This is a genomic window from Psychromonas sp. SP041 (genome assembly GCF_000470315.2).
In the GTDB taxonomy this organism is placed as follows: Bacteria; Pseudomonadota; Gammaproteobacteria; order Enterobacterales; family Psychromonadaceae; genus Psychromonas.
On sequence record NZ_CBRF02000001.1, the window covers coordinates 187,059 to 212,029 of the forward strand.

36 protein-coding genes are annotated in these 24,971 nt (G+C 38.0%); 18 read left to right on the forward strand and 18 right to left on the reverse strand.

The window, feature by feature from the left end:
- Positions 1 to 47: 47 nt before the first annotated feature.
- The gene (locus SP041_RS00850; protein ID WP_025562883.1) at positions 48 to 347 is read right to left on the reverse strand and encodes a hypothetical protein; all 300 of its coding nucleotides are present in this window, start codon (positions 345 to 347) and stop codon (positions 48 to 50) included.
- 37 nt (positions 348 to 384) lie between these two features.
- Positions 385 to 903 (reverse strand): DUF262 domain-containing protein, encoded by a 519-nt coding sequence (locus tag SP041_RS00855; protein ID WP_025562884.1) that lies wholly within the window; start codon positions 901 to 903, stop codon positions 385 to 387.
- A gap of 334 nt (positions 904 to 1,237) precedes the next feature.
- On the opposite strand from SP041_RS00855, the gene SP041_RS00860 reads away from it, so the two are divergent.
- The gene (locus SP041_RS00860) at positions 1,238 to 1,768 is read left to right on the forward strand and encodes a hypothetical protein (RefSeq protein WP_025562885.1); all 531 of its coding nucleotides are present in this window, start codon (positions 1,238 to 1,240) and stop codon (positions 1,766 to 1,768) included.
- Positions 1,769 to 1,787: 19 nt separating this feature from the next.
- A complete protein-coding gene (locus SP041_RS00865; RefSeq protein ID WP_025562886.1) occupies positions 1,788 to 2,090 on the forward strand; it encodes a hypothetical protein in 303 nt (100 codons plus the stop codon).
- Between the two features lie 123 nt (positions 2,091 to 2,213).
- Here SP041_RS00865 and SP041_RS00870 read toward each other — a convergent pair whose 3' ends face one another.
- Complete coding sequence (locus tag SP041_RS00870; RefSeq protein WP_025562888.1) at positions 2,214 to 2,726, reverse strand: hypothetical protein; 513 nt, start codon at positions 2,724 to 2,726, stop codon at positions 2,214 to 2,216.
- 15 nt (positions 2,727 to 2,741) lie between these two features.
- Positions 2,742 to 5,981: a phosphoadenosine phosphosulfate reductase family protein gene (locus SP041_RS00875; protein WP_025562889.1), complete on the reverse strand. Its 3,240-nt coding sequence runs from the start codon at positions 5,979 to 5,981 to the stop codon at positions 2,742 to 2,744.
- A 183-nt stretch (positions 5,982 to 6,164) separates the two neighbouring features.
- On the opposite strand from SP041_RS00875, the gene SP041_RS00880 reads away from it, so the two are divergent.
- Together SP041_RS00880 and SP041_RS00885 are read left to right on the forward strand one after the other, a co-directional pair.
- Positions 6,165 to 7,388 (forward strand): DNA sulfur modification protein DndB, encoded by a 1,224-nt coding sequence (locus SP041_RS00880; protein WP_025562890.1) that lies wholly within the window; start codon positions 6,165 to 6,167, stop codon positions 7,386 to 7,388.
- Positions 7,389 to 7,396: 8 nt separating this feature from the next.
- Positions 7,397 to 7,711 carry a hypothetical protein gene (locus SP041_RS00885; RefSeq protein WP_025562891.1) on the forward strand — a complete coding sequence of 105 codons (315 nt, stop codon included), beginning with the start codon at positions 7,397 to 7,399 and terminating at the stop codon, positions 7,709 to 7,711.
- Between the two features lie 93 nt (positions 7,712 to 7,804).
- On the opposite strand, the gene SP041_RS00890 is transcribed toward SP041_RS00885, so the two are convergent.
- The 10 genes from SP041_RS00890 to SP041_RS00935 all read right to left on the reverse strand — a co-directional run bounded on the left by SP041_RS00890 (position 7,805) and on the right by SP041_RS00935 (position 16,199).
- Positions 7,805 to 8,692 (reverse strand): hypothetical protein, encoded by an 888-nt coding sequence (locus SP041_RS00890; RefSeq protein WP_025562892.1) that lies wholly within the window; start codon positions 8,690 to 8,692, stop codon positions 7,805 to 7,807.
- Between the two features lie 260 nt (positions 8,693 to 8,952).
- The gene (locus tag SP041_RS00895; RefSeq protein ID WP_025562893.1) at positions 8,953 to 9,186 is read right to left on the reverse strand and encodes a transcriptional regulator; all 234 of its coding nucleotides are present in this window, start codon (positions 9,184 to 9,186) and stop codon (positions 8,953 to 8,955) included.
- A gap of 102 nt (positions 9,187 to 9,288) precedes the next feature.
- A complete protein-coding gene (locus SP041_RS00900; protein WP_025562895.1) occupies positions 9,289 to 10,029 on the reverse strand; it encodes a hypothetical protein in 741 nt (246 codons plus the stop codon).
- A gap of 586 nt (positions 10,030 to 10,615) precedes the next feature.
- Positions 10,616 to 10,993, reverse strand: a complete 378-nt coding sequence (locus SP041_RS00905; protein WP_025562896.1) for a hypothetical protein — start codon at positions 10,991 to 10,993, stop codon at positions 10,616 to 10,618.
- Between the two features lie 49 nt (positions 10,994 to 11,042).
- Positions 11,043 to 11,774: a hypothetical protein gene (locus tag SP041_RS00910; RefSeq protein WP_025562897.1), complete on the reverse strand. Its 732-nt coding sequence runs from the start codon at positions 11,772 to 11,774 to the stop codon at positions 11,043 to 11,045.
- A gap of 35 nt (positions 11,775 to 11,809) precedes the next feature.
- Positions 11,810 to 12,874 (reverse strand): hypothetical protein, encoded by a 1,065-nt coding sequence (locus tag SP041_RS00915; protein ID WP_025562898.1) that lies wholly within the window; start codon positions 12,872 to 12,874, stop codon positions 11,810 to 11,812.
- A 79-nt stretch (positions 12,875 to 12,953) separates the two neighbouring features.
- The gene (locus SP041_RS00920) at positions 12,954 to 13,520 is read right to left on the reverse strand and encodes a phosphatase PAP2 family protein (protein ID WP_025562899.1); all 567 of its coding nucleotides are present in this window, start codon (positions 13,518 to 13,520) and stop codon (positions 12,954 to 12,956) included.
- 302 nt (positions 13,521 to 13,822) lie between these two features.
- Positions 13,823 to 14,443 carry a hypothetical protein gene (locus SP041_RS00925; protein WP_025562900.1) on the reverse strand — a complete coding sequence of 207 codons (621 nt, stop codon included), beginning with the start codon at positions 14,441 to 14,443 and terminating at the stop codon, positions 13,823 to 13,825.
- A gap of 90 nt (positions 14,444 to 14,533) precedes the next feature.
- Entirely contained in the window at positions 14,534 to 14,761 is a 228-nt protein-coding gene (locus SP041_RS00930; RefSeq protein WP_025562901.1) for a hypothetical protein, read from the reverse strand.
- Positions 14,762 to 14,891: 130 nt separating this feature from the next.
- Entirely contained in the window at positions 14,892 to 16,199 is a 1,308-nt protein-coding gene (locus SP041_RS00935; protein ID WP_137297174.1) for a peptidoglycan DD-metalloendopeptidase family protein, read from the reverse strand.
- Between the two features lie 351 nt (positions 16,200 to 16,550).
- Between SP041_RS00935 and SP041_RS00940 the strand changes: the two genes are divergently transcribed.
- The 3 genes from SP041_RS00940 (at position 16,551) to SP041_RS00950 (ending at position 17,749) form a co-directional block, all read left to right on the forward strand.
- Positions 16,551 to 17,018, forward strand: coding sequence for a hypothetical protein (locus SP041_RS00940; RefSeq protein WP_137297175.1), 468 nt, complete (start codon positions 16,551 to 16,553; stop codon positions 17,016 to 17,018).
- Entirely contained in the window at positions 17,019 to 17,258 is a 240-nt protein-coding gene (locus tag SP041_RS00945) for a hypothetical protein (RefSeq protein WP_137297176.1), read from the forward strand.
- A gap of 206 nt (positions 17,259 to 17,464) precedes the next feature.
- Positions 17,465 to 17,749 carry a hypothetical protein gene (locus SP041_RS00950; RefSeq protein WP_137297177.1) on the forward strand — a complete coding sequence of 95 codons (285 nt, stop codon included), beginning with the start codon at positions 17,465 to 17,467 and terminating at the stop codon, positions 17,747 to 17,749.
- Here the strand turns inward: SP041_RS00950 and SP041_RS00955 are convergent.
- The gene (locus tag SP041_RS00955; RefSeq protein ID WP_137297178.1) at positions 17,746 to 18,069 is read right to left on the reverse strand and encodes a GNAT family N-acetyltransferase; all 324 of its coding nucleotides are present in this window, start codon (positions 18,067 to 18,069) and stop codon (positions 17,746 to 17,748) included. The two genes, SP041_RS00950 and SP041_RS00955, sit on opposite strands and share 4 nt — an antisense overlap.
- Before the next feature lie 545 nt (positions 18,070 to 18,614).
- Here SP041_RS00955 and SP041_RS00960 point away from each other — a divergent pair.
- The 7 genes from SP041_RS00960 to SP041_RS00985 all read left to right on the forward strand — a co-directional run bounded on the left by SP041_RS00960 (position 18,615) and on the right by SP041_RS00985 (position 20,840).
- Positions 18,615 to 18,902, forward strand: coding sequence for a hypothetical protein (locus SP041_RS00960; RefSeq protein WP_137297179.1), 288 nt, complete (start codon positions 18,615 to 18,617; stop codon positions 18,900 to 18,902).
- 49 nt (positions 18,903 to 18,951) lie between these two features.
- Complete coding sequence (locus tag SP041_RS00965) at positions 18,952 to 19,293, forward strand: hypothetical protein (RefSeq protein WP_137297180.1); 342 nt, start codon at positions 18,952 to 18,954, stop codon at positions 19,291 to 19,293.
- Between the two features lie 36 nt (positions 19,294 to 19,329).
- Positions 19,330 to 19,464, forward strand: coding sequence for a hypothetical protein (locus tag SP041_RS21325; RefSeq protein ID WP_276607141.1), 135 nt, complete (start codon positions 19,330 to 19,332; stop codon positions 19,462 to 19,464).
- A gap of 106 nt (positions 19,465 to 19,570) precedes the next feature.
- Complete coding sequence (locus tag SP041_RS00970; protein WP_137297181.1) at positions 19,571 to 19,813, forward strand: hypothetical protein; 243 nt, start codon at positions 19,571 to 19,573, stop codon at positions 19,811 to 19,813.
- 86 nt (positions 19,814 to 19,899) lie between these two features.
- Complete coding sequence (locus SP041_RS00975; protein ID WP_137297182.1) at positions 19,900 to 20,106, forward strand: hypothetical protein; 207 nt, start codon at positions 19,900 to 19,902, stop codon at positions 20,104 to 20,106.
- A 74-nt stretch (positions 20,107 to 20,180) separates the two neighbouring features.
- Positions 20,181 to 20,492 (forward strand): hypothetical protein, encoded by a 312-nt coding sequence (locus SP041_RS00980; RefSeq protein ID WP_137297183.1) that lies wholly within the window; start codon positions 20,181 to 20,183, stop codon positions 20,490 to 20,492.
- Positions 20,493 to 20,579: 87 nt separating this feature from the next.
- Positions 20,580 to 20,840: a hypothetical protein gene (locus SP041_RS00985; protein ID WP_137297184.1), complete on the forward strand. Its 261-nt coding sequence runs from the start codon at positions 20,580 to 20,582 to the stop codon at positions 20,838 to 20,840.
- Positions 20,841 to 21,083: 243 nt separating this feature from the next.
- Here the strand turns inward: SP041_RS00985 and SP041_RS00990 are convergent, their stop codons facing one another.
- Positions 21,084 to 21,611, reverse strand: coding sequence for a hypothetical protein (locus SP041_RS00990; protein WP_205961143.1), 528 nt, complete (start codon positions 21,609 to 21,611; stop codon positions 21,084 to 21,086).
- Between the two features lie 210 nt (positions 21,612 to 21,821).
- On the opposite strand from SP041_RS00990, the gene SP041_RS20830 reads away from it, so the two are divergent.
- The 4 genes from SP041_RS20830 (at position 21,822) to SP041_RS01005 (ending at position 23,352) form a co-directional block, all read left to right on the forward strand.
- Positions 21,822 to 21,992 (forward strand): hypothetical protein, encoded by a 171-nt coding sequence (locus SP041_RS20830; protein ID WP_170968509.1) that lies wholly within the window; start codon positions 21,822 to 21,824, stop codon positions 21,990 to 21,992.
- Between the two features lie 151 nt (positions 21,993 to 22,143).
- Positions 22,144 to 22,347: a hypothetical protein gene (locus tag SP041_RS00995; RefSeq protein ID WP_137297186.1), complete on the forward strand. Its 204-nt coding sequence runs from the start codon at positions 22,144 to 22,146 to the stop codon at positions 22,345 to 22,347.
- A gap of 123 nt (positions 22,348 to 22,470) precedes the next feature.
- Entirely contained in the window at positions 22,471 to 22,749 is a 279-nt protein-coding gene (locus SP041_RS01000) for a hypothetical protein (RefSeq protein WP_137297187.1), read from the forward strand.
- Between the two features lie 198 nt (positions 22,750 to 22,947).
- The gene (locus SP041_RS01005; RefSeq protein WP_137297188.1) at positions 22,948 to 23,352 is read left to right on the forward strand and encodes a hypothetical protein; all 405 of its coding nucleotides are present in this window, start codon (positions 22,948 to 22,950) and stop codon (positions 23,350 to 23,352) included.
- Positions 23,353 to 23,519: 167 nt separating this feature from the next.
- Here SP041_RS01005 and SP041_RS01010 read toward each other — a convergent pair whose 3' ends face one another.
- Together SP041_RS01010 and SP041_RS01015 are read right to left on the reverse strand one after the other, a co-directional pair.
- Complete coding sequence (locus SP041_RS01010) at positions 23,520 to 23,927, reverse strand: hypothetical protein (protein WP_137297189.1); 408 nt, start codon at positions 23,925 to 23,927, stop codon at positions 23,520 to 23,522.
- Between the two features lie 284 nt (positions 23,928 to 24,211).
- Positions 24,212 to 24,865, reverse strand: a complete 654-nt coding sequence (locus SP041_RS01015) for a hypothetical protein (protein ID WP_137297190.1) — start codon at positions 24,863 to 24,865, stop codon at positions 24,212 to 24,214.
- Positions 24,866 to 24,971: the final 106 nt, after the last annotated feature.

The window sequence follows — 24,971 nt, forward strand, 5'->3', positions numbered from 1 at the left end:
CTGGTTTTTGATTTGAGAGTACCTGGCATTTATGCCAGGTGTGTTGGCTATTCTGAGGGGGATGTTTTATTAATGTTAGTTATTTTGCCTTCTTCATTGAATTCAATATTCTTCACGTCGTAGCCAAGCCCATGAAAGTGCCTTAGCAGCTCAGAGGCGAGGCATTCAGGCATATTGACCCCTTTGGTGCCCGCTTCTTTAGCCGCGACGTTGGGTTGCCCTTTTTGGCGGCACCCCGCGCCTGCTTTGGAATCTAAATTAAAGAGCCTTGCCCACTCATTTTGAGAGCAGCCCGTTGATTTTCTTGCTTCGAGATAGTGTTGTCGGTTGCGCTCTTTTTTTGACATTGTAAGCCTATAAGGTTTAGCTGCAGTTGCAGTTTTGTTAGGCGCGCTCATCACTTTTGTGTTGTACGCCAGAGAAATTAAGGTGATTATACACATGTTTTAGTTTGCTCTCGTCAAAACAGCGCACTGTTTTCTTACCAATTTCTCGCTCTAGGAAAGTTCGTTTCTCGATTCTATTCAATTCACGCCAGTAAAACCCAAGCACTTTGAATTCATTATTAGTATAACTAATCAGTGCATTGATTCGCTGTTGTCCATCGATGATGATATCACTTAGAGGCACAGTTTTTTCACTTCCACGGAAATGCTCGTAGTCGTTGATCATGATACTGCCTAGGTCATATCCGATGTAGACAGATTCTATAAACGAAATATTTTGCTCAATCGTCCAAACTAAGCCGCGTTGCCATGATGGTAAAGGAAATTGTCCGATGAAGCGTGTTGCCCAAGGGTAGTTTTCTTTTCCATACGATGAAATGCCGACGAGTGTCGCTATTTGTGTTGATGTAGGATTAAATCGTATAACGGGTTTAGGAATTCTGCTTGATGTGCTCATTTTTATCTCTTTTTATAATAATTTTTGATTTTAAGTCACCGCAAATACTGGGGCGTTTAAATAGATACAGATAGTTAGCGTGTATTTGTTTGTTGCTCATTTATTTAACAGGCTAGCGTTAATCTGACTATTTGCTGATGAGGTTATAATATACCAATGTTAGTATATTGGTCAAGTTGTATTTGGGGTTTTTTGCTTTTATTATTGAATAGATAGGTATTGACTAAGATTGACCTGATATACAACTAATGATATAGTTTGTGATATTGGGTTGCAGAGTCAAAACAGGTTTTTTCTCGCAATAATATTAATGCTAATTAAGAGGGAAACCGCTATGTTTGATAAGCTAAATGGCTATAAGACTGTGCATGAGCTTGGACAATCATTTAACTCACTGCTGATCTCTAATAGCGCGACTGTGCCTGGTCAGGATGAGCTCATGTTATATCAGGCGATTAATCGTGTTGTTATAGAGAATGGCCTTCACTATACCACTGACGTCTATGAGGCGGTTGTCTCGTTGTTGTCTGAGCACCTGTCAAAAGAAGAGCTTGCATCTGGCATTGAGCGTGTAGAGCATGGCGATGTCGGCATGATGATTTATTATATGAGAAAAATTGTTGTTGCCAATAGTGAGCTTTTAAAAGATAAGCAAGCAATAATGGATCCTAAAATAGGCATTGGCCTAAAACTAAAAAACGTACAATATGGACGCATGAAATTCTCAACCATGGTTATTGAACATGTTAATAAAATGGCCGGAGATTTAACGTTCACCTGTTCTAGACGCGGCACCTCGGCTAAGTATTCGGTTACCATCGGAGCAAGCAGTGAGTTGGTACAAACGCAATTATCATTAATTTAGTATTAAGCTAGGAATTCAAATGAACTCAAAGACAAACATGATCTCAACCAAGGAAGAAATTGCAGCATTGAATGCCTCATCTGCTGACTTCTTTAATCTAATTGGCGAAACAAGCAGTGCTTATGTAGGCCTTATTTCTATTGACTTCAGAAAAAGAGCCCAAAACAGGCTAAATGCGACGCTGTTTTTTGTGATTGATGGTGATGATTTGGCGTCTGCGTTACAGTCGCTGTTAACGCGGGATGAGTCGTCAGGGTTGTGTGAAGACGACTTAGCTATTGATGGAAAGGCGATGAGCGTTCATTTTAACTGTGAAATTTAAGTTCATAAACGCGATTATCAATGGAGACCTTTCGTCTGATTAGCCATTAATCCCCTGTCTATTTGGCAGGGCACTTAAGCCCAAAACGCTCCCCAACAGTTCCCACACTTTCAGCCCGTTAAACTAACCCTGCTTGATAAGAGACATCTTAAAGGCGCTAAAAGCAATGCGTTCTACTGTCTCACTTGGTATTTCAACATGTTCACTTTCTTTTATTTCACTGTCTGTGATAAGCATTAGGCTATCCATATTAGGGCACTTTGCAATTGCCAGTGCACATAGTAATCCTTCTACTAGTAACAACAGTAATCGCTTCTTACTCGTACCCTGGTCAGTCCACCAGCTATAAGTAGTGCGTCTGCTCTCACCAATCAACAGGGTAAAATCTGTAATGGAAGTTTTTGCAAATCCTAGCTTGTTCAATAGACTTTGCAGATCAACCTCTGGGTCATTTATTAGCGCATTTCGCTCCTCTTCAGTGTGAAATTCAAGCGCAGTGGCTAGCTCAAGAAGTCTGACCCTGTGGCCCCGAGAAGACTTCCACTTACTAAGCGATGAGTAAGCCGCGCCAGTTACCTCAGAAATTGTAGCTTGCTTGGCGATATCAAAGGCCGTCCAGTTAGTTGCATTGTTCATTTTAATGTTCTCGCCTTAAGCAATGAGTAGTGATGATAGTGCGCGACTTTTTTCTTTCGTTTTCATTTTGCTAAGTAATTTATCATGGCTCTTTTCTTTTTGGCCAGCAACTTTAAACAAAGATGAAATTTCTTTATTAACTCTATCTGACGATTTTAGTGCCTGAGCCAGCGCAGTTGCTTGCTTATCGAAAGCATTTGCCAGACTGATCTCAGATAATACGGCCTCTGATAGGTTAGCTTTAGCGACTTGGCTAAGCAGTAGTGTTTTAAACTGAGTGTAATCAGACAATGATGCGTGATAAAAGCCGAACCAGGCATTGTAAGCGCTGCATTGTGTTTTTCCTTCTACTCCATCAAGACTGTAGCCCATTGCACCGTATGTGCCCATATCAACGCTATTAAGCAAGGTTAGTTGCTCATTTGCAATGGCAAAGAAATCTGACATGATTTGCTTTGTTGTATTAAGCGCAAATTTAGCCGGGTTGGTTTGGTACGTTGCACGAGATACTTTTAATTCAGCTCGTTTATTATTTCTAATCGCACGAACGTCTAGTAAGTATCGTGCTTTATCCTGGCGGTGCTGAGCCATCGTCATTGTGCCACGGTAAGCTAATAGCTCTTCTCTTGATTTGCCCTGTAGCTCAAAGGCGCCTACTTCAGCAAACAAGTGTGAACGACGTAATGTTTTTTGAAACTGCTTTGCATAGGTTGGGTTAATTGACACACCTGCATCTCTCATTAGGCGCTTTAATGGCTCACTAACATCATACTTGCGAATCCCTCTTGCTAGTCCGTTTTTACGGTAGTAGGCGCGATGTTTGATGTTCATGCTAAGGATGTTGTCATGGCGCTTCAAGGCCTCTAAATGACCGCCTGTTTCAAACCAAAAATCAAGTTTGTCCATGTCAATATTGTAAGCTTCAACATCACCTTCAATGTTATCTAAGTAATGAAGTGTATTAATTGGATCACGTTCGATTATTTTAAAGTCCGGCACCGAAATTTGAGTAGTAGACTTAAATTTTGCTTCATAAATTGGAGACAAAGAAGGCGCATAAAACTTACAACGAGTCGTTGTTTTAGTTGCACTTACGAGTGTTTTTTTAACTTTTCCGTCTTTTTCTAAGTCTTTTGTTTTAAATGCTGAAACTCGGCGAGTAAAGCGATGCCCAGCCTCTACTTTAGTTGCATCAGATTTAAAGCCGGTATCGATTGTAACGGCTTTAAAGTGTCGCATTGGTACAGTTGAACTAGTGAAGTTTTTGCTCATTTTTCTTGACAAAGCAAGAGATAGCTCAGCGATTTTTTCAGCATCATCTTCAGCATAAGCATTGACTAATGAGGTATAAAGCGCCGAGAATTTTGTGTGAATAATCGTTAGTGCTTTTTGCTCTAAGTAGTCCGCCACTTGCTTCTTTTGGCTCCCTTGAATAGCAGCGGGAAGCGCTCGGCCTGTTTGGTTATCTTTTACTTTGTTTACAACCGTTGTTATCGCGGTATCAATGCCACCATAAGCGTTTTTCTTGTGGTTAATAACCAAGTCGAACTCTGCTTTTAGGTCATAAGTATGCGCTGCGCTTTTGTCAACACTAGAATTGCCACCGATATCGCTCCACATGTCTTCAATGCCAACTGGTTTTTGCCAGAAACTTAAGAAGTCAGGTTGGCCTTCTTTTAAGAAGTTGCTTTCAAATTCTTTGGTGTGAAAAGATAAAACTATTGGCTCAAGTGCTGGTGAAGGCTTAAGTGTTGATAGTTCAGCAGGCAATTCTGAGTTTAATTTAGGGTACGGAATACGTCCAATACCTTCAACCGTGTCAGCCCAGATAGCAAGCGGACGGTAGCCAATTGAATGAACACCTACAAGCGACCATTTAAAGCTTAGTAAAACGGCATGCTTGTCGCTAAAATATTCCATTAGCGGTTTCGTTGCTTCCTTAAGATACATTTCAAGAAATGCTTTTTTAGCCTTAGGGTGGATGTGCTTGTCTGCGACAATAGCAGCATAGCCTTCATGCTCATGCTCGCGTCCTTGCTCTACTAGGCTTGCTAAGTGTTCAGCCCCTTTCATTGAGTCCACAGTTAGTTGAGATGCGTAGCGTACCATTTTTTCAAGGTGCTTAGATTTAAGCACGTTTGGTTGGAAAGCAATTCGATTCATTACAGGGTCAATCGCTTTTGGTTGATGTGTTCTAGCATTTGGATCAAGGCTTATGCGAAATAGCCAATCTCTTACTCTTAAAGCGTTCTCAGTACCTAACACTTTCCAGTAAGTTTTCTCAGAGACCTGGATAGTACTTTTGTCTTCTGTGATTTGAGTACAAAAATGACATCCAAAGCGCTGTGAAGAGCCGCCACAACCCGTTGATTTAACTTTATCGTCTTCACTGATAGAGATTTGGCAGGTTTCTTGTGTTGCACGGCCATAAATTTCTAATAATAGCGCAAAGTTTTCGTAATAAGCAGGGATTGATTTACCTGCAAGACGTTCCATTGGGCTTGTGCCAGCGATACGTAGTAGTGCAAAAACGTCCTCTGTAGACCAGGCAAAAATAGGTGCATAGTTTACTGATTTATTAATAGATAGCGTTTCAAACTCTTTAACGAGATCGTTTGCCGTCTTGCTTGCAACCTTTTGTTTTTTCATGTTTGCAGCTCTTCTTGCGCTCTCTTCTAGGCGTTGTCCTGTAATGGTCACAACACGTTTGTCTTTACAGATAGTTTGGCGCAATAAGGCTAAATGCTTAAGTGATGGGTCTACTTTTAAAATTGGAGTACAGTCCCCGGTTCTTAGCGGGTTATTAATTAGTTTATCTGCAGAGCCCCATTTAATGAAATACTCAGAAGAAAGGCTTGGAGAAATGGTTGAGTAGCTTAGGTTTATGCCCACTTTACGTGCATAGGTTTCGATTTTGTCTTTTGCATAGTTACAGAACATATGCATAGGTAGCGACTCAATCTTAGTGTCTACTGTTGAAATAAGAAGAGGGCGGCTTGCTTCTATTGTATTTTCATTGATTGCTTGACGGTAAGCTTCAAAGGTAGCAAGTACGACGATATTGCTGTCTTTACCGTTTGAGTTAGCAAGTTTAATGATGGGCGCTTGTTTTGACTCGATAACAAATCTGATTTCGCTGACTAGCTCTTGAAACATAGCATGTACTGAGTTTTGAAGATGTGCATCTTCACTTAGTACTTCATTGGTTACATCAATGACATTATAAGTATTTGCTAGTTGAGTTAGTAAGTCCATTGTCGAGCCTTTATTAGTTGCTGTTGTTATTATGGGGTCATTATAAATCTATATTGCACAAATGTAAATAAAACGCGGGCATATAATTAATTTAATAATCTATGTTGCACAGTGTGCGAAAAGTGTTATAGTATCTCCCATCAACAACATCTAACGAACAAAATAATAAGAAAGGTACCTAACATGAACAACTCAAATGAAAGCCGTATAATGACATCGCCTATTAAAAAAGACTTGCAACTTACATTGTTTAAAGCGCAAGAAGGTATTATGAACTTATATCCTGACATTGAAGTTTGTGAAGGGATCATTACAACTCAAGAACTCATTGAGCACTTTCTTGTTGAGCAAAATGCCGATGTGATAGATGAAAAATATAAAATGCAACGTGATGTAGATAAAAGCCGCGTAAATGGCCATATCGACTACGTTAGAGAAGGGAACACTATTTACCCAAGCCTCACTATCTTCGTTAATAAGCTGGATATTCAAGAAGAAACCACGATAGGTAACCGTGTTGTCTATATCGCAAATCTATTAAGTGGCAGCGATAGATTCCTGTGTGATGGACAAGGAAGATACTCAGGTAACAAACATGTCTACTCAGAGATGGAATCAATGGGTGATTTTAACGAAATGCTTCGTCTAGGTAATCAAACATTTGGCTTTAAAGTCATTATTACTAACAGTGACACTATCTACTGTAAAAAAGAAATTGTACGTACTGTGTTTTCTGACTACCATCTGAATCTTAAAAAGCCTTCAACGTCACTGTCTCTGTACTTTGATGGCAAGACTCCTTACAGTAAATTAATGCGCTCATTAATAGAAACAACGGAACTTGCAGGAAAGCCATTAGAAAAATGGATCTCTCTTAACGGAACACTTAAGCTTGGTCAAATGTGGAAATTAGATCAGTTCGCTAAGTTCATTCATACAGCAATGGATAAAACTAAAGGTCAGTTTAATAAGGATCTTAAAGAGCAAGAAGTTTATGATGAAGTGTTGTCTGTTTTACAAGTTATTTTGCCTAAAGCACTTAATAATTTGCCGGTTAATGTATTAACCGAAGATACCGAGGGCTCTCCTAATGTCCCTCACGACGCAACCTTGTTTGGTGCCGCGCTTTTCTCTGAAGGCCTTGGATACCTCGTGCGCTCGATTATCGACCGCTCTTTTATTACTGGGAAACTTGAAATCAGTAAACTAGATGCGCTGGCGAATCTTCCACTTGATAACTTATATGATAAAGAATGGCTAAAAGCAGACATTATCATGCCAAACCCTAACGCCGCTTCAAGTGCTAGAGCAAAAGAGTTTATTATTGTTAAGCACAGTGCAAAACGAATCGGCAGTCACTTATGTGAAATGCTTGATGTGTACCCTTGTAAAGCGCTAAGAGCGTAGGAGTGAACATGAATACACCTTCATTCAAAACGCTAGACCTTAAAGCACATCGTTGCCCTACCGCGTTTATCTCAGCTCGAAAAGGCATCGATTCGTTCTTAGAAACAGCTAAGACAGGTGATAGGCTGGCAATACAGACGATTGAGCCAAGCATTGAAAGGGATCTGCCCATGTACTTGAACTCAGATGCACAAGATTTAAAAATTGAGCAGGTACTTAATGGCGATATATCTCAAAAAGCGATTGACTCTTGGGAAGAAAGCTTTGATAAAGAGGATTGGGAAGACTGTTCACAGCATTGTTTCGTACTCATTAAAAGTTAAATTAACAAAATAAGTATCAAAAAGGCGAAGCTAAAGAGACCTCGCCTTAACTCTCCCTAAAGTATTTAGGGAGGACAAAAACAAACAGTGGTATTAGCTTGAATGGATCCTATCAAACAGCCACTTCTGGTGATGCTCATCGAATTCAGTAATAAGCATTGTTTGATTGGCACTGATTAATTGTTGTGATTTGCTGTCAAAAACTTGTTCTTTTATGAAGTCTCCATAAGCTTTCATTTTATACTGGCCAACAATAGCTGAATAGGCCTTCTTGACGGTGCGCTCATCACAAAACATCATGCTAGCGTGTCGGCCTGTTATGCTTGTGAAAATCCACTTCTTAAAGCTTCTTCCCAGGTAACCGGCAACAACTTCACTGGACGAAGTAAGTCCACCGACAAAATCGTCTAAGCCCATGACACTCACTTCGTTCACAGACGTTTGTGCCAGGCGGGTTAACTTGTCCCATTCTTTGAATTTATAAGCCTCTTTGGGCAGTGTCTTATGGCCTTCATTATTGATAGAGGTAAATTCGTGCCAATCGTGTAGAAGCGCCTTAACCTCTTTTGACTTGATAACGGTTGATGTCAATAGCGGGGATTGTTCAAACACTTTTGTAGGAAGACGTTTAGTGCAATAAAAAAGACGCTCGCCAAATCCCATTTGAATAAGATTACGCACCATGGAAAGGATCTCACTTTCACGCGGCTTACGGTTAATAGACATAGAGTGCTTATCAAATAGCTCAATGTGCCCATCACTGTATTCAATTAAGAACGCAAGCTGCTCTTTTTCAGAAGAGTCCTTTGGGTCGGCGTGAACCGCAAATGTGAAAGCGCTAATGAGTGCACCATTATCAAAATTTGCCTTGATAGAGCGTATAATTTCAACTTGGTTTGAGCCAGTTCCGCCATACGTTTCGTGTCGGACAATAGTCCGGTTTGAACGAGGAAATATTTCCTCTGGAATTAAAGTCGTCATGTTATATCCTTTTAACTCTCTACAGAGCCTTAAGTCAATGTGGAAACAAAACCCTGAACAATCTCAGAACTTCGCCATTAAGTCGATAACACCGTCATCGATAGATTTAATATTAGTCGCATGTTTTGGATTTGGCAATAGGTATTAAATTCACTTGCCTGAACTAGAAAGGGATATTAATTTGGGGGTATTGATTGATAAGTGGAAGGGTCAAGCTGGTGGATGCGCTCGACCCTATTAGTTAATTGATGTCAATGACGTTAATCTTCTGTCAGCCTGCGCGCTATTAAAGCCTCTAAGGCAGGCTCGTCCAGCATGTCGATGACTTCCATTGCATAAGCAATAGGAAGACTGATACTGCGTGTGCCGCTTGCATACTTAAACCCGTTTGCTCTTGATGTGCCCAGTAATTTTGAGGCCTGTTCTGAGCTCAATTGCTTTTCTTTGCGCCAAGTATTAAAGCAGATATTCACCTTAGGTAGGGGATCAGTCATTGTAGTTCTCTTTTGTTGGTTATTTATTAAATTATCTTACAGGGGGTGAAGCCGACAACGGCAATGGTTATGCCTGGGAAACCTGTCCCAGGCGTAAATTAATTAAACAAACTGCTCTAGCTCTTTGGTAAGTGTGTTTATTGGAGTACCTGTTTTAAAAGCTACAAACGCAATAACCTCATCAATAGCCCAGTGCTTGTGCGTGTCAGAGTCCATCAAGCTAAGGGCAAGGGATGCGCTAGATGTTTTGTTTGAGAAAACCAACGTGTTCTTAACCAGCATCTTGATTTGCTCTTTAGTTTCAATCGAAACCAAAGAGACCAATGTAGAGTCTGGATTATTCTTATATTGCTCTTCAGTACTTTTATCGCGTCCATGTATTGCAACAAGCTTACACTCACCTAAATCAAGCATAGATACGCAATGACAGTAGTCAGAAAATAAACGGTCATCAGCTTTAATGCTTAGGATAGTATTGCTCGCTGTTGCCTTACCGCATTTTAGTTGCAGTAGCTCAAGTTCTTTAATCTCACTTTTAATCATCGTCAGCTTATCGCTTGTGATCTCCAGTTCGTTTGTTAATTTTTTCTTAATATTCAAAATGGCCGCCATTTCAGTTAAAAACACATGGCTAGAAACATCGGTTAGTGACTCCGATTTTGGCACAATAAATCCAGAGAAGAAGTTTTTGTGATGGAGCTTTTGATACTCAGTTGGAGCGGGCTCGTCAATTTCAAAACCATAAATATAAGAATCAGCATCAAAGTCTTCAACTTTTTTTAATATTAAAGGAATAATTATATTATGACGAGTTACTGCGAAACAGGTTTTAGGATGGTTCATGTCGAGCCCTTAAGTAATATTCAATAAGGGCATTATAGTCTCATTATGAGACTAATCAAGCGAAAAGTGATATATTATGTAGAAATATTTAAGGGGAGAAAAGGGCGCCTTGCTAAGGTTTATTTTGGGGGAATAATAGCAAGGCACCTAAAAAGTGGCCTGTTCACAAAACAATAACATTGGGGGAGTTATTATTAATTCGCTAATAAGGCATAAAGGTTAGGGGGAGCACAAATGACACCTGGGGAGAATATAACACCCGTGCCACCCCTGTTTTGATAAAAAGCCCTGAATATTAATTCAAACAAGCACTAAAAGGCGCTTGTCGCAGGCAAATAGTGCCTTGCTGAAACATCTCTGGGGAGAAATGGCTTGAATCAGCAAGGACTTATACTCTTAGGACATCCCCGTTTTAATTAACCTAATGTATTGATAGCAAATTAATTACGCCAATACATTAGCTCAATCCCAGTTATCTGAGGGCGCTTCTTAGGCAGACCTCTAAATGCCGCGACACAATAATTATTATTAGCACGGTTGTCAATAAAATTAATTGCCCAACGAACAAAAAGTTGGGCGATGAGCATTAAATATCAAGTTTTGTATAAGTTTCATTCAAATAACTGAAGTGCTTATGCGTGTTTTCTTTATTGCCTGAGTGAATCTGGCTAGCCAGCTTCTTTAGTTTTATAAACGCATCATCAACATAAAGAGTCGTCTTTATGTGCTCGTGCTCTTTATTGCCATGTACGACAGTATCTAACGTGGCGACCATTATGTTTTGACAAGAAGACACCGAATAAACAGTGGGTTTCATATCGCCTGCATTGTGCAAGTGTAAAGAAACCGACCCTGTGCCCACAACCAAAGTGCAACTATCAGGTAAATCCATCTCCATTATTTTCGTTTTACCATAATTAACAAAGAGCTCTCTTAAACCATTAAAACTTTTCGATGCTATCACTTAGCTTCCCTTACATTAAACCTGTAATTACTCATAGTAACATATTATATTATTTATTGTATATTAAGTCAATCGGGTTGTGCGGGTTTATAACAATTTTTCTTTTACCGACACAATTCCATTTTTCTACATCCATATTAGGCGTCACTGCATAAAAAATGCCGTCAATATGGGACGCTTCATCTAAGTTGTATGCATTAAAAAACTGCATCATCGAAAGACTATTTTTAAAAACGGCAATTTGATTTAATCCATTAGATAGCACAAATGAAGTCGGTGTTTTGAAATCTCCTTTTATTTCTTTTAGCAAAAGACGCTCAAAGTTTTTAGCAGAGTTAAATATTTCTCGGCCTGCAATGTCCCCAAACACGCCACCCTTGTTGAGAGGGGATGGCTTTGATGGCGCCTCATGTTCATAATCCATTCTTTTTCTAAGTAAAATTTGATCAACAGTGAATACGCCAAATGGATTGTCACCAGTAGACTCATATTCCCATACAGTGGAACTGATTGTCTCCTCTTCGCCATTAGGAAAGCCGTTAAAGCCTTTCTCACAAAGAGAAACGACCGTGTTGACCTTTGCCTTAGTCTTAGTGAGTTTTTTCATGTCAGTTATAATTGACTCACCTCCAGAAAGCATTATTGACTCACCATCAAAAAAAGGGCGTGAGTTAAATCTTAACTGGGCTGACTTTTTAGTTACATCCGATAAGTATCCGATGTTACCAATCCAACTGCCCGACGTACAAATCACAACATCTCCATTTTTTGGAATCTTCATTTTTATACCCTTTTAAATGTAATTGTTTTGTTTATTTAATTAAGCGAAATAGACAGTAGAAAGCCCATTGGGTCATCTTGCCATGCAGGGCTAAGCCATAGGCCGAAAAGGGCATCTTGATGTTGGTAGCTGCCTGGTTTAATTTTTATGATTTCGTTCTTATCTTCCAAGTTTGAAATGGTTTGGAAAAGTGATTGTCTACGCATGTTGAATCTAATGGTTGTTTGCTCATTAAAAATCTTGAAATTACGTGCATAGGAGATCGCTTTTAATGCTGTTTTTTGACGCGGTGAAAATAATTGTAAGCGAGAAATAAATGCATTCTCATTGCGCTTCACTAAGTCGACGATAATAGATGCACAATCATTCCATGACGGTGAATTGTTGCTGTTTATCATGAGAGCAGAAAAAACTTGAGATATTGCATCATAATTTGAACTTAAGGTATTGCAGACAGCAACAAATACGTCATCAGTCATATTGACCATATATTTGTTTTCAAGATGTATTTTAATTTCATTGATGTCCATTGCTATTGCGCTATACGATTTAAGCTCACAGTGCCAGTCGATCGGGGTTTTATTGTGTTGTTGGCAAAAAACAAAAGAAAAATAGGGGCTGTTCTCGCTAAGCTGATTTAAGATTTTCAGAATATTACTTTCTTTTTTGTTGATAATCTCTACGTCTGAAATTGCAATAGTGACATGACTAAAACCATTGAAAGTAAATGCGCCTTTAATCAAGTTTAGCACTTCAGTAAGCGGAGCTTGTTCTGAGGGTGATTTTGCTTGTTTGGCCGTGTCGTCTGAGCTTTCTGGAGAAATCGAGCGCAACGTATGTGATGAAGCGCTTTTAAGAGCAAAAGTAAAGTCGGCATCATCTACAATGTTTGAGCAACTAACTGGAATTAGCGCAGATTTAGCAGGCATACTTTTTATTATTTCGTCAGTAACATATGTTTTAACTGACTTTCGATCACCAGTAATGACGATATCGTGCTTCTCAAGCATGTCGTTTTTAATGTCCGCATTAAGATTACTATAAAAAGATGCAAATTTTTCATTAAGAAGTTGAGCCGTCGTTACTTGTGAAAGTTTCATTTTTATGCCTTATATTTTAAGTTTATTTGTCATTCTGTCAAAATTAGGTGCGACACCAAATGGCGTCGCTATCAGATTGCTAGAATTTACCTGACACATGAACACCAAAGCCATTAGTGTTGTCTACGAAAGGAGAAATAATAAATTCAGTTGGAGAGAAGCCTAACTCTGTAATGGCATATTGAACGCCCCATGCAATTGCTGTCCCTGCTAATACATCACGAGTATAGTGATACTTTGCTTCAACGCGGCTATAACCAACGAACGACGCAACGACAGTGGCAGGTACGCCCACTTCCCAACCGTAACGCATTGATAGGAACGCCGCACCCTGCATCGCCGCAGATGTGTGTCCAGATGGGAATGAGTTATCATCCATACCGTTTGGACGTTCTTCGCTAACTGAATATTTCAAAGCGTGAGTAGCTAAAGAAGTGTAAACAGCACCCTCAGCAGTTTGCCAGAAGCCATCCCAGTCGCCTTTGTAGAGAGCGTAACCTGCGGCAAATACAGGTACAGCGTATTGCAGATTGTCGCCTGCATCAGTCATCCATGTGCGATCATCATTTTCAGCAATAGCTGTTGTAGACGCACTTAAAGAAGCAACGATAAGACAAGTTTTTGTTAGGTTTTTAAGTGCATTCATTTTAATTCTTCCATTCGATAAATAGTAATTTAATAAGTAGTTAGTGAGTCAGTAGTTGCCCCTCACCTGATGTACATAATATACCAATACTGATATATTAAGTCAACTATAATGTGATACAAAATGCGATTAATTTAAAAATTAATATAATATGTGTTATTTAAGGTGTCACTGATGTGGGGGTGGTTGCCATCGGCAAGGAAAATTAAATTGTTTGTGTATTTATATGCAGTAGGGGATTGGATTTGTTTTGGTTGATTGTGCCTTACTGACAAAGCAGTAAGGCAATGGAACGCGAAGTGTTAAGCACAAAAATCAGGGAATGACGTTATTCCTAAGCCCTTAAGATATGTCTGAGGGTGAATGCCGTATGAGCCAACCCAGACTTCTTTATGGAAAGATTCAATTGCTTGTAATTCATTCGTCAGCGCATTGTCGATGAAGTTAGTGCGATCGTTTTTTTGTAAAAACTCTTTGTAGCTTTCTAATGTTGCATTGCCGTCCAGACCCTTATGCTGTCTTGCAATGAATTCAAACTGGTATGCTGCCTCTGTACGCTTAGCATTGTAGGCTACAACGGCTGTTGAATAGTCATTAATTTTTGGCTGAAGAACATTACAGTTGTATTCTACTGCTGACTTCATTTTTTTAATAAGTGATTTAGATGTGATCACCGCATTGAATCGTAGAGACCATTGATAGATCTGGCCAGAAACAAACACAGAGCCGTCAGGTAGGCTGATAAGGCAAAGAGGCTCATTGCCTGCTCTGTTTTCAGCAGCGCAGTGATTAAGCAGTGTGATGATGTCTTTAATGAGTAATTCATCTTCTTTTGTGCCATTAATAAAAGCCTGATTAAGGTTGTGTAGTGCGAACGGTGGTAAAAGGCTTTCAACGCTCTGTAGTGATGTATTTCTTAACATAAATCTCTCCCCTGAATAAATGATAAAGTGTTTTTTAATTTACGTTATTATATCAATATTGGTATAAGTGTCAATGATAAGTTTGTTGTTTTAGTCGTCTAGAGGCTTTGCCCATTCTGGGATATAGCCCTCCCATTCAATAAGTAGATCATGTTCTGATATGAAGTCGGTTGCGATATCAAATGCTTCTATGGCGGTCAGATAGTCATAATCACCATCAATCTTTAAAAATTTGGTAATTTCACCTGTTAAATGAATAGAAAAGAGGTTGTCTTGTGCTTTCATCTCTCTAATAACGAACTTGTTGTTTGTTGGCATATTTATATCTTACAAAAGTGAGAATAGGTATATATTATATTGTTTGTTGTATCGAAAGTCATTGTGTATGTGAGGGAGCAGGGGTTGTAACTGGTTATATGCAGCGCATGGCGCTGCCCCCCTACTAAGATTAAATGGCATCAAGCCTTTTTTTGTTCTCAATGAAAGATTTCATTTCAAGGGGAGGTACTGGTGTACCTGAAGGTATGCTTGTTGTCATTGCATTCACGGCTTTATCTTTAATAAGCATTTCAAAATGCAAATGCGGGCCAGTAACGCGGCCAGTACTGCCTGATAGGCCAATCTTTTGACCACGAGTTATTTTCTGGCCTTTTTTTACCAGTATTTTGCTCATGTGAAGGTATCGCGTTTTATATGTGTTGTTATGCTTTATCACCACGTAATTGCCGGCATAAGGATGTTTTCTAGTTAATATCACGATTCCGTCGCCTACTGAAGCAATCGGAGTTCCACTCGGCACCGCAAAGTCAGTACCATTGTGAGGAGAAATTCGTTTGGTAACCGGGTGTAGTCGATTTGGGTTGAAGCTAGAGCTTATTCTAAATCGTTTGCTCACTGGTCTACGGTTGAATGCTTGCTCCAGGCTTTTGCCGTCACCATCATAGAATTGGCCGTCAGTATGCAGGATAGCTGAGTATGTTTTACCCTTATTCTGTATCTTAACCATTTCAACTTCGTGATTCCGTGTTTTTTTTCCGTTTATATACTGAGTTTTTCTGATTATTTCAAACTGATCGCCTTTTTTAAGTTCCTTTGAGAAATTGATCTTATTTTGAAGTAAAGCCGTCATTTGAGCTATTTCACTATTAGATAGTCCGACTTTTTTGGCTGAGCCAGATAAAGTGCGGATGACTTTCCCTTTAATTCTACTTTCTTTCCAGGTGCCGGGATCTGAATATGTGTTGTAATCATAAGATGAACCATTAAGAGTGTAACTTACGGTGTCAGAGAGATTTAATTTGAGCTCAAGTCTAAGTAGTTTATTTGATTTCTTTGTTTTCCAAATCTTGATGACGTTCCCTGGCATGATTGTATCAAGTGAAAGAAAATTCAAGTCAGATTCCATTAGTCTCATTAAGTCAGAATATCTTAAGTGAAACTTTTCAAAAATAAGGCCGAGGTTATCGCCTTTTTTTATTTTGTATTCGTAGTTATATGGCGAGAGAAATTGCGCGATGTCAGGGTGTTTGATAGTGTTATCAATAAGTAATGTGTCTTTTACATCTGATTGCAGTGAGGTGAACTCGCTGTTCGCATTATTTATTGGTACCGGTTTATTGATTATTTTTGAATGTACTTCATTTTCAATTGTGTCCCCGATTGGTGTCGCCAGTATGTTTGGGGACAATACCGTTGGGAAAAGTAGGATTGCGAATGATTTCAGAGTATTAAAGTTTTTATGGATATGCACTGGCATTGCTCTTTTGTTTTTTATTTAATTTTTATGCAATAAATATACTAATATAGCTCTATTAAGTCAAATATGGGTTTGGTGATATGTCTATGGTTATTTTTGTTTTGGTTCTTTTTCGATTGTTTTGAAGTAGGGGTGAGCCGTTAGCGGAATTTGACTATATTTGTATGTGTTTATAGCCGTATTGATGATTAAGTTAAATTAAATGCATTAGTGTAATTACGCTAAATACATAATTACGTATTTATATAGAATTGCATTGATACATATCTAATAGATATGTATAGTAAGTGCAGAAAAGAGAGCGTCTTGTTTAATATAATAAGATGTATTTTAATTGATTTGAGGTGGTATATGATAGTAGGTTATCAAGTTAGAAGTCAGGAAGACAGCACGTTTAACGGTCGAAATGAAAATGAAGTGCTATCTGAGCAGTCCGCAGTAAATGAGCTCTATTTGGCACGTAAAAACAAGCCTGATGAAAATTATCACTTAATTGCCGTTGTCCCTGGTGATATAGAAAACCCGGTGTATGAAAAAGAGTATATGGCGCCTATTAATACACCTGAAGAGTTAGAGATGTTTGCACTAGAGTTCGAAGGAGATATCCAAATAGAGCAATCAACAGGTAAAGCAAGCGACGACACGATTGCTGCTGCAAAAAGGCTCGTTGAGACTTCAAATAATTCTTGCTCGATCGTGTTCCCGGTCAATGTTGAGGTCATAGAGGCTGGAGATGGTTCGGGAGACTGGGTACCAGCATTCGTTTTTGTTAGTGATGATGAAGCAAATTTCAATAAGAAAATTAGAGAAGGAATTTAAATGTTAAAGCTAGGTGTGTTTGGGATAGAAATTAATTCTTCCGTAGTAGGTGGCGTGGCAACAATTTATTCTCAAATGAAAGAAGATTGCAAAACAGAAAATGAGTTATTTAATTCAGCCATTGATGGGGTCGAATCAATGATCCTTGCTCATCATTCTTCGGGTATTGATGTTTCTTCGAGTATTTATATTGAAGGCATCGAAACAGCCTATGAAGCAATATGTAATAAGTTTGGCTAGTCGGGCATGATGTTGAGACAAATTGCTATTTTTTTAAGCCAATAAAAAATTCAGATAAAATATATCATATTTTATATGGAATTTATTTCTTAGCATGACTATGTAGTTTTTGTTGTGCTATAATTCTTTTTCGTTTTTGAGCGCTGAAGGTATTGACCTTTCGTTAATTTAAGTTGTTGGAGGTTTATATTTTTAGGTTAGTTTTATTGGGTGCAAAAACAGTCTCTTTAATTTTGCTTATGACAAGCGCGTCTTTCGCTAGTGATAATTCAGATGAGTGCCAGGATGCTTTATTTAGCATAACGCATGAGAACAGTATCAGGGTCTTCTTTAAAAAAAATGACCCCATGTATACCGCTGCACATATTGTTTGTAAAGATGATAAAGATGGGATTGTCAAAACGGATGGTAAGCACGTCGTGGTTGCTGGGAATGGACAAGTTTTTGCCGTATTTAACTTTAAGCCTGGTAGCCGAACATACAAACTTTAAAGAAGCGTGAGCTCTAAAGAAATATGATCACGATCAGTTTCTTCTGGGTTGCAAAAGCCATGCTTCATCCAGAATTGTAGTGCTCGCTCATTATCTTTAAAAACTTCGATCGTTATTATTGCTACTCCCGATTCAATCACTTTCTTTTTAAAGTGATTGAAAAGCTTGGTTCCAATGCCTTGCCTATTGAAAGATTGATCCACTGATAAGCTTGAAACCGTTGCATGATGTTCTGACAATCTCCCTTGAAGACGAGACATCTCACCTAACTCCAACAGTATGTTGTCATAATACTGATCTCTGATTGTTTCTTTGATCATAATCTATCCATTAACAAATATTTGCCTTTAGGCGCCTCTTATTATTTATTGCTGTCATTTGACTCGAAGGATTCAAGGCCTGAGACATCTAGTTTAATTGAAGGGGCGAGAACAGGCACAAATTGCATTGTAAGTGATTCTTTGACCGAAGATACTAGCTTCGCTTTAAAGCCTGTTGATTTATTAATACATATTTTAATTAAATTCATGTGTTTGCCTGTATTTATGTGTTTGTTGTAATAAGCGGGTAATATACCAATGTTGATATACTATGTCAATCAGATGGGTGAATATTAGTTTAGATGCCTGTGTAAAACAAAGGATAAATGTGTCGGTGGTTTTTTTGCCATACTGCCCATTGTTTTGCATTAACTGTTAATTTTAAGTATATAAACATTGCCTAAAGTCGTGTACGCGACTATAATATATGAATTAAAGGGGCGCTATTTGTGTGAAAGCCAAATCACACTTTTAATGCTATTTACCAATAGGTGGCTTAATGAACCTAAGGTGTTTTAGTCCAAAACTATAATTTAAGGCTACTTATGACAGAAAAACATTTCATATTGAACAAAAATGCACACTATTTCGTAGTCATTGGAAACATTAAAAAACAAGATTTAGAAAATTGCGATTTTTTTAATAGCTTGCCTAAATTATTGTTGGCCGCTGCTGAAATTTCAGAAGTAGCTCTAGAGGAAGTTGAAGGTAATTTCTATTCATTTGTACAAATTTCAAATAAGAATGACTGGCATATTGTTGAACCAAGAGGGGTTCGGTTACCTGTCATTACAGAGTCAATTGAACGTTATTTAAGTGATTGGACACTTTGATATTGTTTGCCTTAAGAACATTAAGAAACATGGATATATAGAGACGATTATGAAAAAGAAATTACCTTCAAGAATTAAAATACGCTTTAGAGTTTCAGTAAGAAGTACACGCTCAAATGGTACGATTCATAGTTACAGCAAGACATTCACTTTGGAAGATGGGCAATCTAAAGTTGTTGTTCGCACAAGTAAAATGACTGATGAAGGTTATCAGTCTAATTATGAGGTTAGAGAGAACAAGAACGGCACTCTTTACAGAGAAGTTGGAAGCAACTCCAGAGACTGCGATGGTTCCCACTCAAGTTTTTCAGAGCAAGAGTTGGTGTCGGGTTCATGGGTATCAATTGAAGATGGTCAGCGAGATCATAATGCAGAAATGAGCGGTTACTAAATACGTTTAATACGGTAAAAATAACAGGAGTTTTAAATGAAGCGTTCGACTAAAAAAGAAGATCTTGGCCCTGACGAAAAAACACAGGGCGATAATGCATTTGATGGGGCTACTAAGCCAGAGGATTTTTGTCAAAATGAGCACGGTCAATGGTGCTTAAAGGTTGGATAGAAAAACACGAGTCCAATAGTTAGTTAATTCGTTATTAGAGCTTGTCTTACTCCGTGTGCACGACTAAAGCTAAGCTCTTTAAACAACTTATTTAAATGAGGAAGTTATGAAAAATTCAAATGATAAAAAAAAGTTTAGCCATCCCTGCGTGAAAGAAGGTGCTAAGGCGGAGAAGTATCGAAGAGACAATAGCACCCCGATAAGCAAAGAATTTTTCTTGAGCGTGGTTGATAATGCCGTTTTTAACGAACTTCATGAAAGTGTAACAATTAGGTCTAATGCAACATACCATCAAAGTTTCGATGCTGTGTACGTTGATAATGGAGATATGGATTATATCTTTATATGATGCATCAGTTTTTGTTGCAAACAATTAGCCCATAGGACTCTCCAACAGTGAGTCCTCAGCAAGTAAACACATAACAGGTAATTTCAATGACAAGCCCACAACAACCAAAAAACAAACATGAGACATACAATAAAAAGCGGATACCACTGTTCCGCGTTGAGATTGTCCCAAGTGACGATGCGGTACTATTAGAAAAGATTAAAGCTGATTTTATATCAAAGTCAGGATCTCCAAAACAAGCTGTTATTGATCTTCATTCTTTCGCTACAAAGCACGGTTATTTTGACTTATAAACTTGACCATAGTCGTGTACACGACTATAATAAGTTAATTAAAAAATAATAATTATCTTAAGGAATGAATAACAATGATGGTAGATACTCAGAAGCAAAATAAGCTTGGCTCGACTCTGTATGATATTGCACAATTTGATGAATGCTTAAACTTTCATTCACAGCCTGAAATAACAATGGCGTCAAATTCTGAAAACGATTTAATTATAGGTTTAAATTTTGAATTTGATATCGATGGGGATGATGAAAATACCGAAAATATAGATATGGACATTTTCATAGATAAAGTCACCCAAACAGCTTCTGTTACACACCCTTACTGCACAAATGAAGGATTGTTAAGCAATACGGCCACAGACATGTATCGCTCTTGGCTGGCCGAGTAGGATAATCAAATGAGGGCTATTTAAACTTAGCCTATTATTTTACACATATTGGCAACTAACTTATTAAATTAATGGAAATTTAACATCATGAACAAATTCATTTCAGCAGTATATAGAGCAAGAATCGACTTCAAACTACCTGAATTAAGTGACGCTAGTGAAAAATTGTTTTGGGAATCCATTTACCAAAACCCGATAAGTCAACAAGCAGACCATCTCGAATCATGTCAGATGACTGACTATGTTGAAGCTGACTTTAGTTGCCTTGAAACGGCAGGGTTATTTATAGATTATTTAAAAGGTTATCTAGAGGATAATGACTGCATTATATTTGAGCTAGCTGACTAGAAAGTATGCTTCTCTCTTGAGGCGCCATTAAAACTAATTAAGGCGCCCAAACCAACTGGCTTTTATCAAGTGAAACGATGCCCATCTCTATGAATTTCCTCTTGGCCATTCCCTTTAGATTAGTTGTTCGCACTAAAATCCATTATACAAATCAAAACCGACCAGGAACTAAGATTGTGTTGCCTCCCACTTGTCCTGGCTTATCATTATGCAAGTACTATCATTTAATCATGCCACAGTGTGCTAATTGATTAATATGTCGGGTAGTTCTCTAACATGCTCTTGTTTTGGCATGATAATTAATGCACCTCTTTCACCGATAACGATACTTGGTGTTCCCTCTTGCCCTACTTTAAAGTAGATGTCAGAGTTATCAGGAAAAACGGCTGCTAATCGTCTCATGTATTTAGGATCAAGCGTTATGTTTCCTGAAGTGTTTGGGACATGACGATCGTATATGGTTTTAAAGTTAAATGGAGATCGCTCTTGAGTTTCAAAGGGGATGAGGGCAACTAATTCATCATTTTTGTCTTTACAAGACAGTAAGCCTTTAGTCTCATCTACAATAAAGTTCTCAACGTTGGTCATGCTTACTGTGCCTAAGTTGATTAGCAAGTCTTTACTGACTGTGCTTCCTGTCATATCTAGCTTATTGGAGACAAAAGCTAAGCTACCGTCAGTGGCTGCGGCATATCCCGACTTAAAGATATGAATATTGCTGCAAAAAGGCTGAATGTGGCCTTTTACTAAGGTGCTTAATAATACTTTCATTGTTCCTTTATCTATAATCACTTATGTCTTTCTCTTTATTATGAAATATTTCACTTATTATATGATATTTTGTATTATGTTTAAAGTGTTTTTGTTTTGGTCTGTAAATCTAAACTCAAAGTCGCATTTAAATTTAAAGCTGGATTTAGCTCAATTCATCTTTTATAGTGGTGTATTGTGTACACCTTATAAATATTACAGGTTCTACTTATGACTACCGATGAATACAAGAATGCCCGTGCTAAGCTTTCCCTTTCAGTCCCTGATTGGATAGAGAAACTTGGCATCTCTTTTAATACACATAAGAGCTACAATTGCGGAAGGGCTGAAGTACAAAAGCCTGTGGCTAATCATATTCTTACATTATTAGAAAATATGTAAATTAATACATAATAATACACTTTAATACATATTCCTGCTTTACATGGTGTATGTAATACACTATAATGACCTTATTGAATTGAGACACACTTCAAATCAGATTTGAATATAATCTGTGTTTCCCAAGTTAAAATAAATTAGGGTTATAAATATGAGCGGTGAATATGTTGTAGTTGGTCGAGTTTGTGATCTTGATGACCATGTTAAAATGGTACAAGCAGACTCAATGCAAGAAGCAAAAACAAAGTTTGAACTTTATGTACGTGAAATTGAAGGCGAATCATTGTCTGATCGTGATTTCTACATTGAACACTGTCAGCTTGTTTCAGAGATGAAAGAGTTAATGCTTCGTTAGTCGGTAATAACTCTTAAGGTTTTCTAGTATAGCCAAGATAGGGTTGTTACTTGCTGGATTTATTTAAAATACGATATACAATACATAGTATAAATATGTATTGTAATTTTCTAAGGTTCGAAAATGGTAACAAGAGTAATTGTAGATAATAAACTGTACGACATGCCTGCTAAAGAGGCCGCTAAACGACTAGGCGTTAATTACTCGACCTTAATGGGAAGAGTTAGAAACCCCAAAGAGAAGTGGTCTGGATGGAAATTTGCAGATGTCGACTATGATATTGTTATTAATGGAAAATGTTATGCTGATATTGATATTGCGGTTTTTGAATTATTGAACATTAAGCATAAGATACATAAGCACAAGATGGAGCAATCGCGCTCTGAGAAAAAGACGGATTAATAGCTTTTAAAAAAAGGATTTGGTCGTGACTTATATATTGCTAGGACTGGTTGCTGTATGTCCTGTATCGTTTCTTATATATATGACGTACAAAATATTATAAAAATTAATGCATTATGTTTAAGCCCAGTCAAAAAGCGGGGTAATTAAACACTCAGTATGCATGATTTCGAATTAAATTAAGGTATTACTATGAAAATGCGATTTAGCCCAGCAGAGAACATATTTGTTTTCAAACATCCTCGAAGCGAGTCTATCGTTTCAGTTGAAGAGAAAGATGGTTCCGCACTGATCACGTTTATTGATAAAGAAAATTCTCAAGCTACGTTAGAGCTTTCAAATATGCATGATTTGACTGAATTTACAGATCTACTTTCTGGATTAAAAGACAAGCATTATAAGGAAGTAAGGGGACTCTTTGATGAAAATGTAGTGTTTTGTGTCTCATACGGTAATTATGGTGACCCATTCGAGGAGTGTATTGTATTTACATTCTCTATTGCAGATCCCAAGAAGCAATTCGAAGAATGTGAGATTGTAGTGTCATTGGATTTATGGGAGAAGAAATGGTTTGTAGACGCTTTGTCTAAGTGCGTTAAATAAATTGATAGCCGAATATAAGTTTTTGCTTAAGTTCGGCTTATTTTGATGGATGTGTATTTTAATGTTTGCAGTGCGAATACTCGCTTATTGAGCTGCTAGTCGTTCATTCTAAGGATTTGGTTTTTTTGTTTTGTTGTTACCAGGCCTAGGCCTGGGTTATCCCGAGCCTACCCTGTTATCGTGTATTCTAACTTGGCACCATTAAGCATCACCACTTCTAAGCCAAACTCTGTTAGGGTTGCTTTACTTTTATCGCAAAAACTTGCAGCTTCACCTGTTGAGAACTGATCTGACTTAAAATAAAAGTCTTTGCTACGTGAGTGTATTTCACCCGTCATTATTCTGGGTGTTTTAGGCTTCATCCAAAACTGATTTGAGTTTTTGATACTCAAAGAATTATCGTTTAATTCAATGTTTTCTGGCGCACAGCCTTGAGAAATTAAGGCTTCAGTTGTTTGTTTGACCCAATCATCCCATTCGTCAAGTGATAGACCACCGTCCATTGTGCGTGTTACTTCTTTGTTTTCTGCAGCCAAGAAAAATTCTTTTTTTGATTTGTATTGTTGAGTAGGCATTATTTGTTCCCCCAGTTAATTAAGTATATATTATATCAATTATTGTATTATCAGTCAAAGTAATCTTGGAGGTTGTCTCGATGTTTTTAAGCTTTTGTAAAGGCCATGCTATTTGTTTATTTTGGTTTATTGGGTGATAGAGATATTTTTTTGAAGCGGAGCGGTTCAGGATGTGTTCATACTGAGTGATTATTTGCTCGGAATTTAAACAAGAAATAAGTTATTTTTTACGGGAGGAAAAAGTGTTCAGCAACAGAAGAAGAACTTCTGTTGCTGAATGCTTACTATTTTAAAGAATATTTTAGGTGGAAAAGCAAGTGAACCGCTGTGTTTGGGACCATTGCTGAGCTATTTTCTACTTCAATTTTGGCGTATGAATAGGTCATTTTTCCTTCTATGCTAAAGATTAAATATTGATTAATTGGGAAGTCATGCTCTATGCCTAATTGAAAAGTGGCACCAGCGATTTTGTACGATTGGTTACTTTTAACGCCATTAATTGTTATTTCACTGCTCGGAATGACTAGGCCTGCCCCGAAACGTGCGATGTTGTTCGGTGTAATCTCTTTGGCATAGTTACCGTATAGCAGGTTGTAATTGATATCAAAGTTAGAGACATCTACGCCCTGGTCGTTATCTAGGTCGCTTGAGTCCATGTAAAGCTTATGATGTACAAACTCTAGTTCCCAAGCGCTATTATCTTTCCATTTTGCTAGCCTAACATCATAGTAGATGGGGGCTTCAAAGGGATTCGTGTCAAAATTAACAACGCCCAAATCTACATCAGCGCTGCCAGAGCGTTTTATTGTTATGTCTTCACCGTAGCTGAGTGCTGCGCCTGAGCCGAGACTAAATTCTATTGAGTCTTCTTTGGCGAATGCGGAAAAGGTTGTGAGAGAGATGCCGATAAGTGTTATTTTTAAATATATGTGCTTCATAGTTAGATATCCTTATGTACATGCTGCTGAATATATGATGATTAATATATAACAGTTTAATCAAATGGTGTCATGATGCAAGTGATTTAAAAGTAAGCAGTTTTTG

What these genes read in the sequence shown, in the direction of transcription:
- SP041_RS00920 (WP_025562899.1), bottom strand. Translation starts at nt 13,520, where the DNA reads ATGAATGCACTTAAAAACCTAACAAAAACTTGTCTTATCGTTGCTTCT.
- SP041_RS21325 (WP_276607141.1), top strand. Translation starts at nt 19,330, where the DNA reads ATGAAGCGTTCGACTAAAAAAGAAGATCTTGGCCCTGACGAAAAAACA.
- SP041_RS01015 (WP_137297190.1), bottom strand. Translation starts at nt 24,865, where the DNA reads ATGAAGCACATATATTTAAAAATAACACTTATCGGCATCTCTCTCACA.
- SP041_RS01005 (WP_137297188.1), top strand. Translation starts at nt 22,948, where the DNA reads ATGCGATTTAGCCCAGCAGAGAACATATTTGTTTTCAAACATCCTCGA.
- SP041_RS00990 (WP_205961143.1), bottom strand. Translation starts at nt 21,611, where the DNA reads ATGAAAGTATTATTAAGCACCTTAGTAAAAGGCCACATTCAGCCTTTT.
- SP041_RS00925 (WP_025562900.1), bottom strand. Translation starts at nt 14,443, where the DNA reads ATGTTAAGAAATACATCACTACAGAGCGTTGAAAGCCTTTTACCACCG.
- SP041_RS00970 (WP_137297181.1), top strand. Translation starts at nt 19,571, where the DNA reads ATGAAAAATTCAAATGATAAAAAAAAGTTTAGCCATCCCTGCGTGAAA.
- SP041_RS00980 (WP_137297183.1), top strand. Translation starts at nt 20,181, where the DNA reads ATGATGGTAGATACTCAGAAGCAAAATAAGCTTGGCTCGACTCTGTAT.
- SP041_RS00855 (WP_025562884.1), bottom strand. Translation starts at nt 903, where the DNA reads ATGAGCACATCAAGCAGAATTCCTAAACCCGTTATACGATTTAATCCT.
- SP041_RS00965 (WP_137297180.1), top strand. Translation starts at nt 18,952, where the DNA reads ATGAAAAAGAAATTACCTTCAAGAATTAAAATACGCTTTAGAGTTTCA.
- SP041_RS00960 (WP_137297179.1), top strand. Translation starts at nt 18,615, where the DNA reads ATGACAGAAAAACATTTCATATTGAACAAAAATGCACACTATTTCGTA.
- SP041_RS00890 (WP_025562892.1), bottom strand. Translation starts at nt 8,692, where the DNA reads ATGACGACTTTAATTCCAGAGGAAATATTTCCTCGTTCAAACCGGACT.
- SP041_RS00900 (WP_025562895.1), bottom strand. Translation starts at nt 10,029, where the DNA reads ATGAACCATCCTAAAACCTGTTTCGCAGTAACTCGTCATAATATAATT.
- SP041_RS00935 (WP_137297174.1), bottom strand. Translation starts at nt 16,199, where the DNA reads ATGCCAGTGCATATCCATAAAAACTTTAATACTCTGAAATCATTCGCA.
- SP041_RS00940 (WP_137297175.1), top strand. Translation starts at nt 16,551, where the DNA reads ATGATAGTAGGTTATCAAGTTAGAAGTCAGGAAGACAGCACGTTTAAC.
- SP041_RS00885 (WP_025562891.1), top strand. Translation starts at nt 7,397, where the DNA reads ATGAATACACCTTCATTCAAAACGCTAGACCTTAAAGCACATCGTTGC.
- SP041_RS00875 (WP_025562889.1), bottom strand. Translation starts at nt 5,981, where the DNA reads ATGGACTTACTAACTCAACTAGCAAATACTTATAATGTCATTGATGTA.
- SP041_RS00995 (WP_137297186.1), top strand. Translation starts at nt 22,144, where the DNA reads ATGAGCGGTGAATATGTTGTAGTTGGTCGAGTTTGTGATCTTGATGAC.
- SP041_RS00945 (WP_137297176.1), top strand. Translation starts at nt 17,019, where the DNA reads ATGTTAAAGCTAGGTGTGTTTGGGATAGAAATTAATTCTTCCGTAGTA.
- SP041_RS00975 (WP_137297182.1), top strand. Translation starts at nt 19,900, where the DNA reads ATGACAAGCCCACAACAACCAAAAAACAAACATGAGACATACAATAAA.
- SP041_RS00870 (WP_025562888.1), bottom strand. Translation starts at nt 2,726, where the DNA reads ATGAACAATGCAACTAACTGGACGGCCTTTGATATCGCCAAGCAAGCT.
- SP041_RS00850 (WP_025562883.1), bottom strand. Translation starts at nt 347, where the DNA reads ATGTCAAAAAAAGAGCGCAACCGACAACACTATCTCGAAGCAAGAAAA.
- SP041_RS00915 (WP_025562898.1), bottom strand. Translation starts at nt 12,874, where the DNA reads ATGAAACTTTCACAAGTAACGACGGCTCAACTTCTTAATGAAAAATTT.
- SP041_RS20830 (WP_170968509.1), top strand. Translation starts at nt 21,822, where the DNA reads ATGACTACCGATGAATACAAGAATGCCCGTGCTAAGCTTTCCCTTTCA.
- SP041_RS00930 (WP_025562901.1), bottom strand. Translation starts at nt 14,761, where the DNA reads ATGCCAACAAACAACAAGTTCGTTATTAGAGAGATGAAAGCACAAGAC.
- SP041_RS01010 (WP_137297189.1), bottom strand. Translation starts at nt 23,927, where the DNA reads ATGCCTACTCAACAATACAAATCAAAAAAAGAATTTTTCTTGGCTGCA.
- SP041_RS01000 (WP_137297187.1), top strand. Translation starts at nt 22,471, where the DNA reads ATGGTAACAAGAGTAATTGTAGATAATAAACTGTACGACATGCCTGCT.
- SP041_RS00895 (WP_025562893.1), bottom strand. Translation starts at nt 9,186, where the DNA reads ATGACTGATCCCCTACCTAAGGTGAATATCTGCTTTAATACTTGGCGC.
- SP041_RS00860 (WP_025562885.1), top strand. Translation starts at nt 1,238, where the DNA reads ATGTTTGATAAGCTAAATGGCTATAAGACTGTGCATGAGCTTGGACAA.
- SP041_RS00985 (WP_137297184.1), top strand. Translation starts at nt 20,580, where the DNA reads ATGAACAAATTCATTTCAGCAGTATATAGAGCAAGAATCGACTTCAAA.
- SP041_RS00955 (WP_137297178.1), bottom strand. Translation starts at nt 18,069, where the DNA reads ATGATCAAAGAAACAATCAGAGATCAGTATTATGACAACATACTGTTG.
- SP041_RS00865 (WP_025562886.1), top strand. Translation starts at nt 1,788, where the DNA reads ATGAACTCAAAGACAAACATGATCTCAACCAAGGAAGAAATTGCAGCA.
- SP041_RS00910 (WP_025562897.1), bottom strand. Translation starts at nt 11,774, where the DNA reads ATGAAGATTCCAAAAAATGGAGATGTTGTGATTTGTACGTCGGGCAGT.
- SP041_RS00880 (WP_025562890.1), top strand. Translation starts at nt 6,165, where the DNA reads ATGAACAACTCAAATGAAAGCCGTATAATGACATCGCCTATTAAAAAA.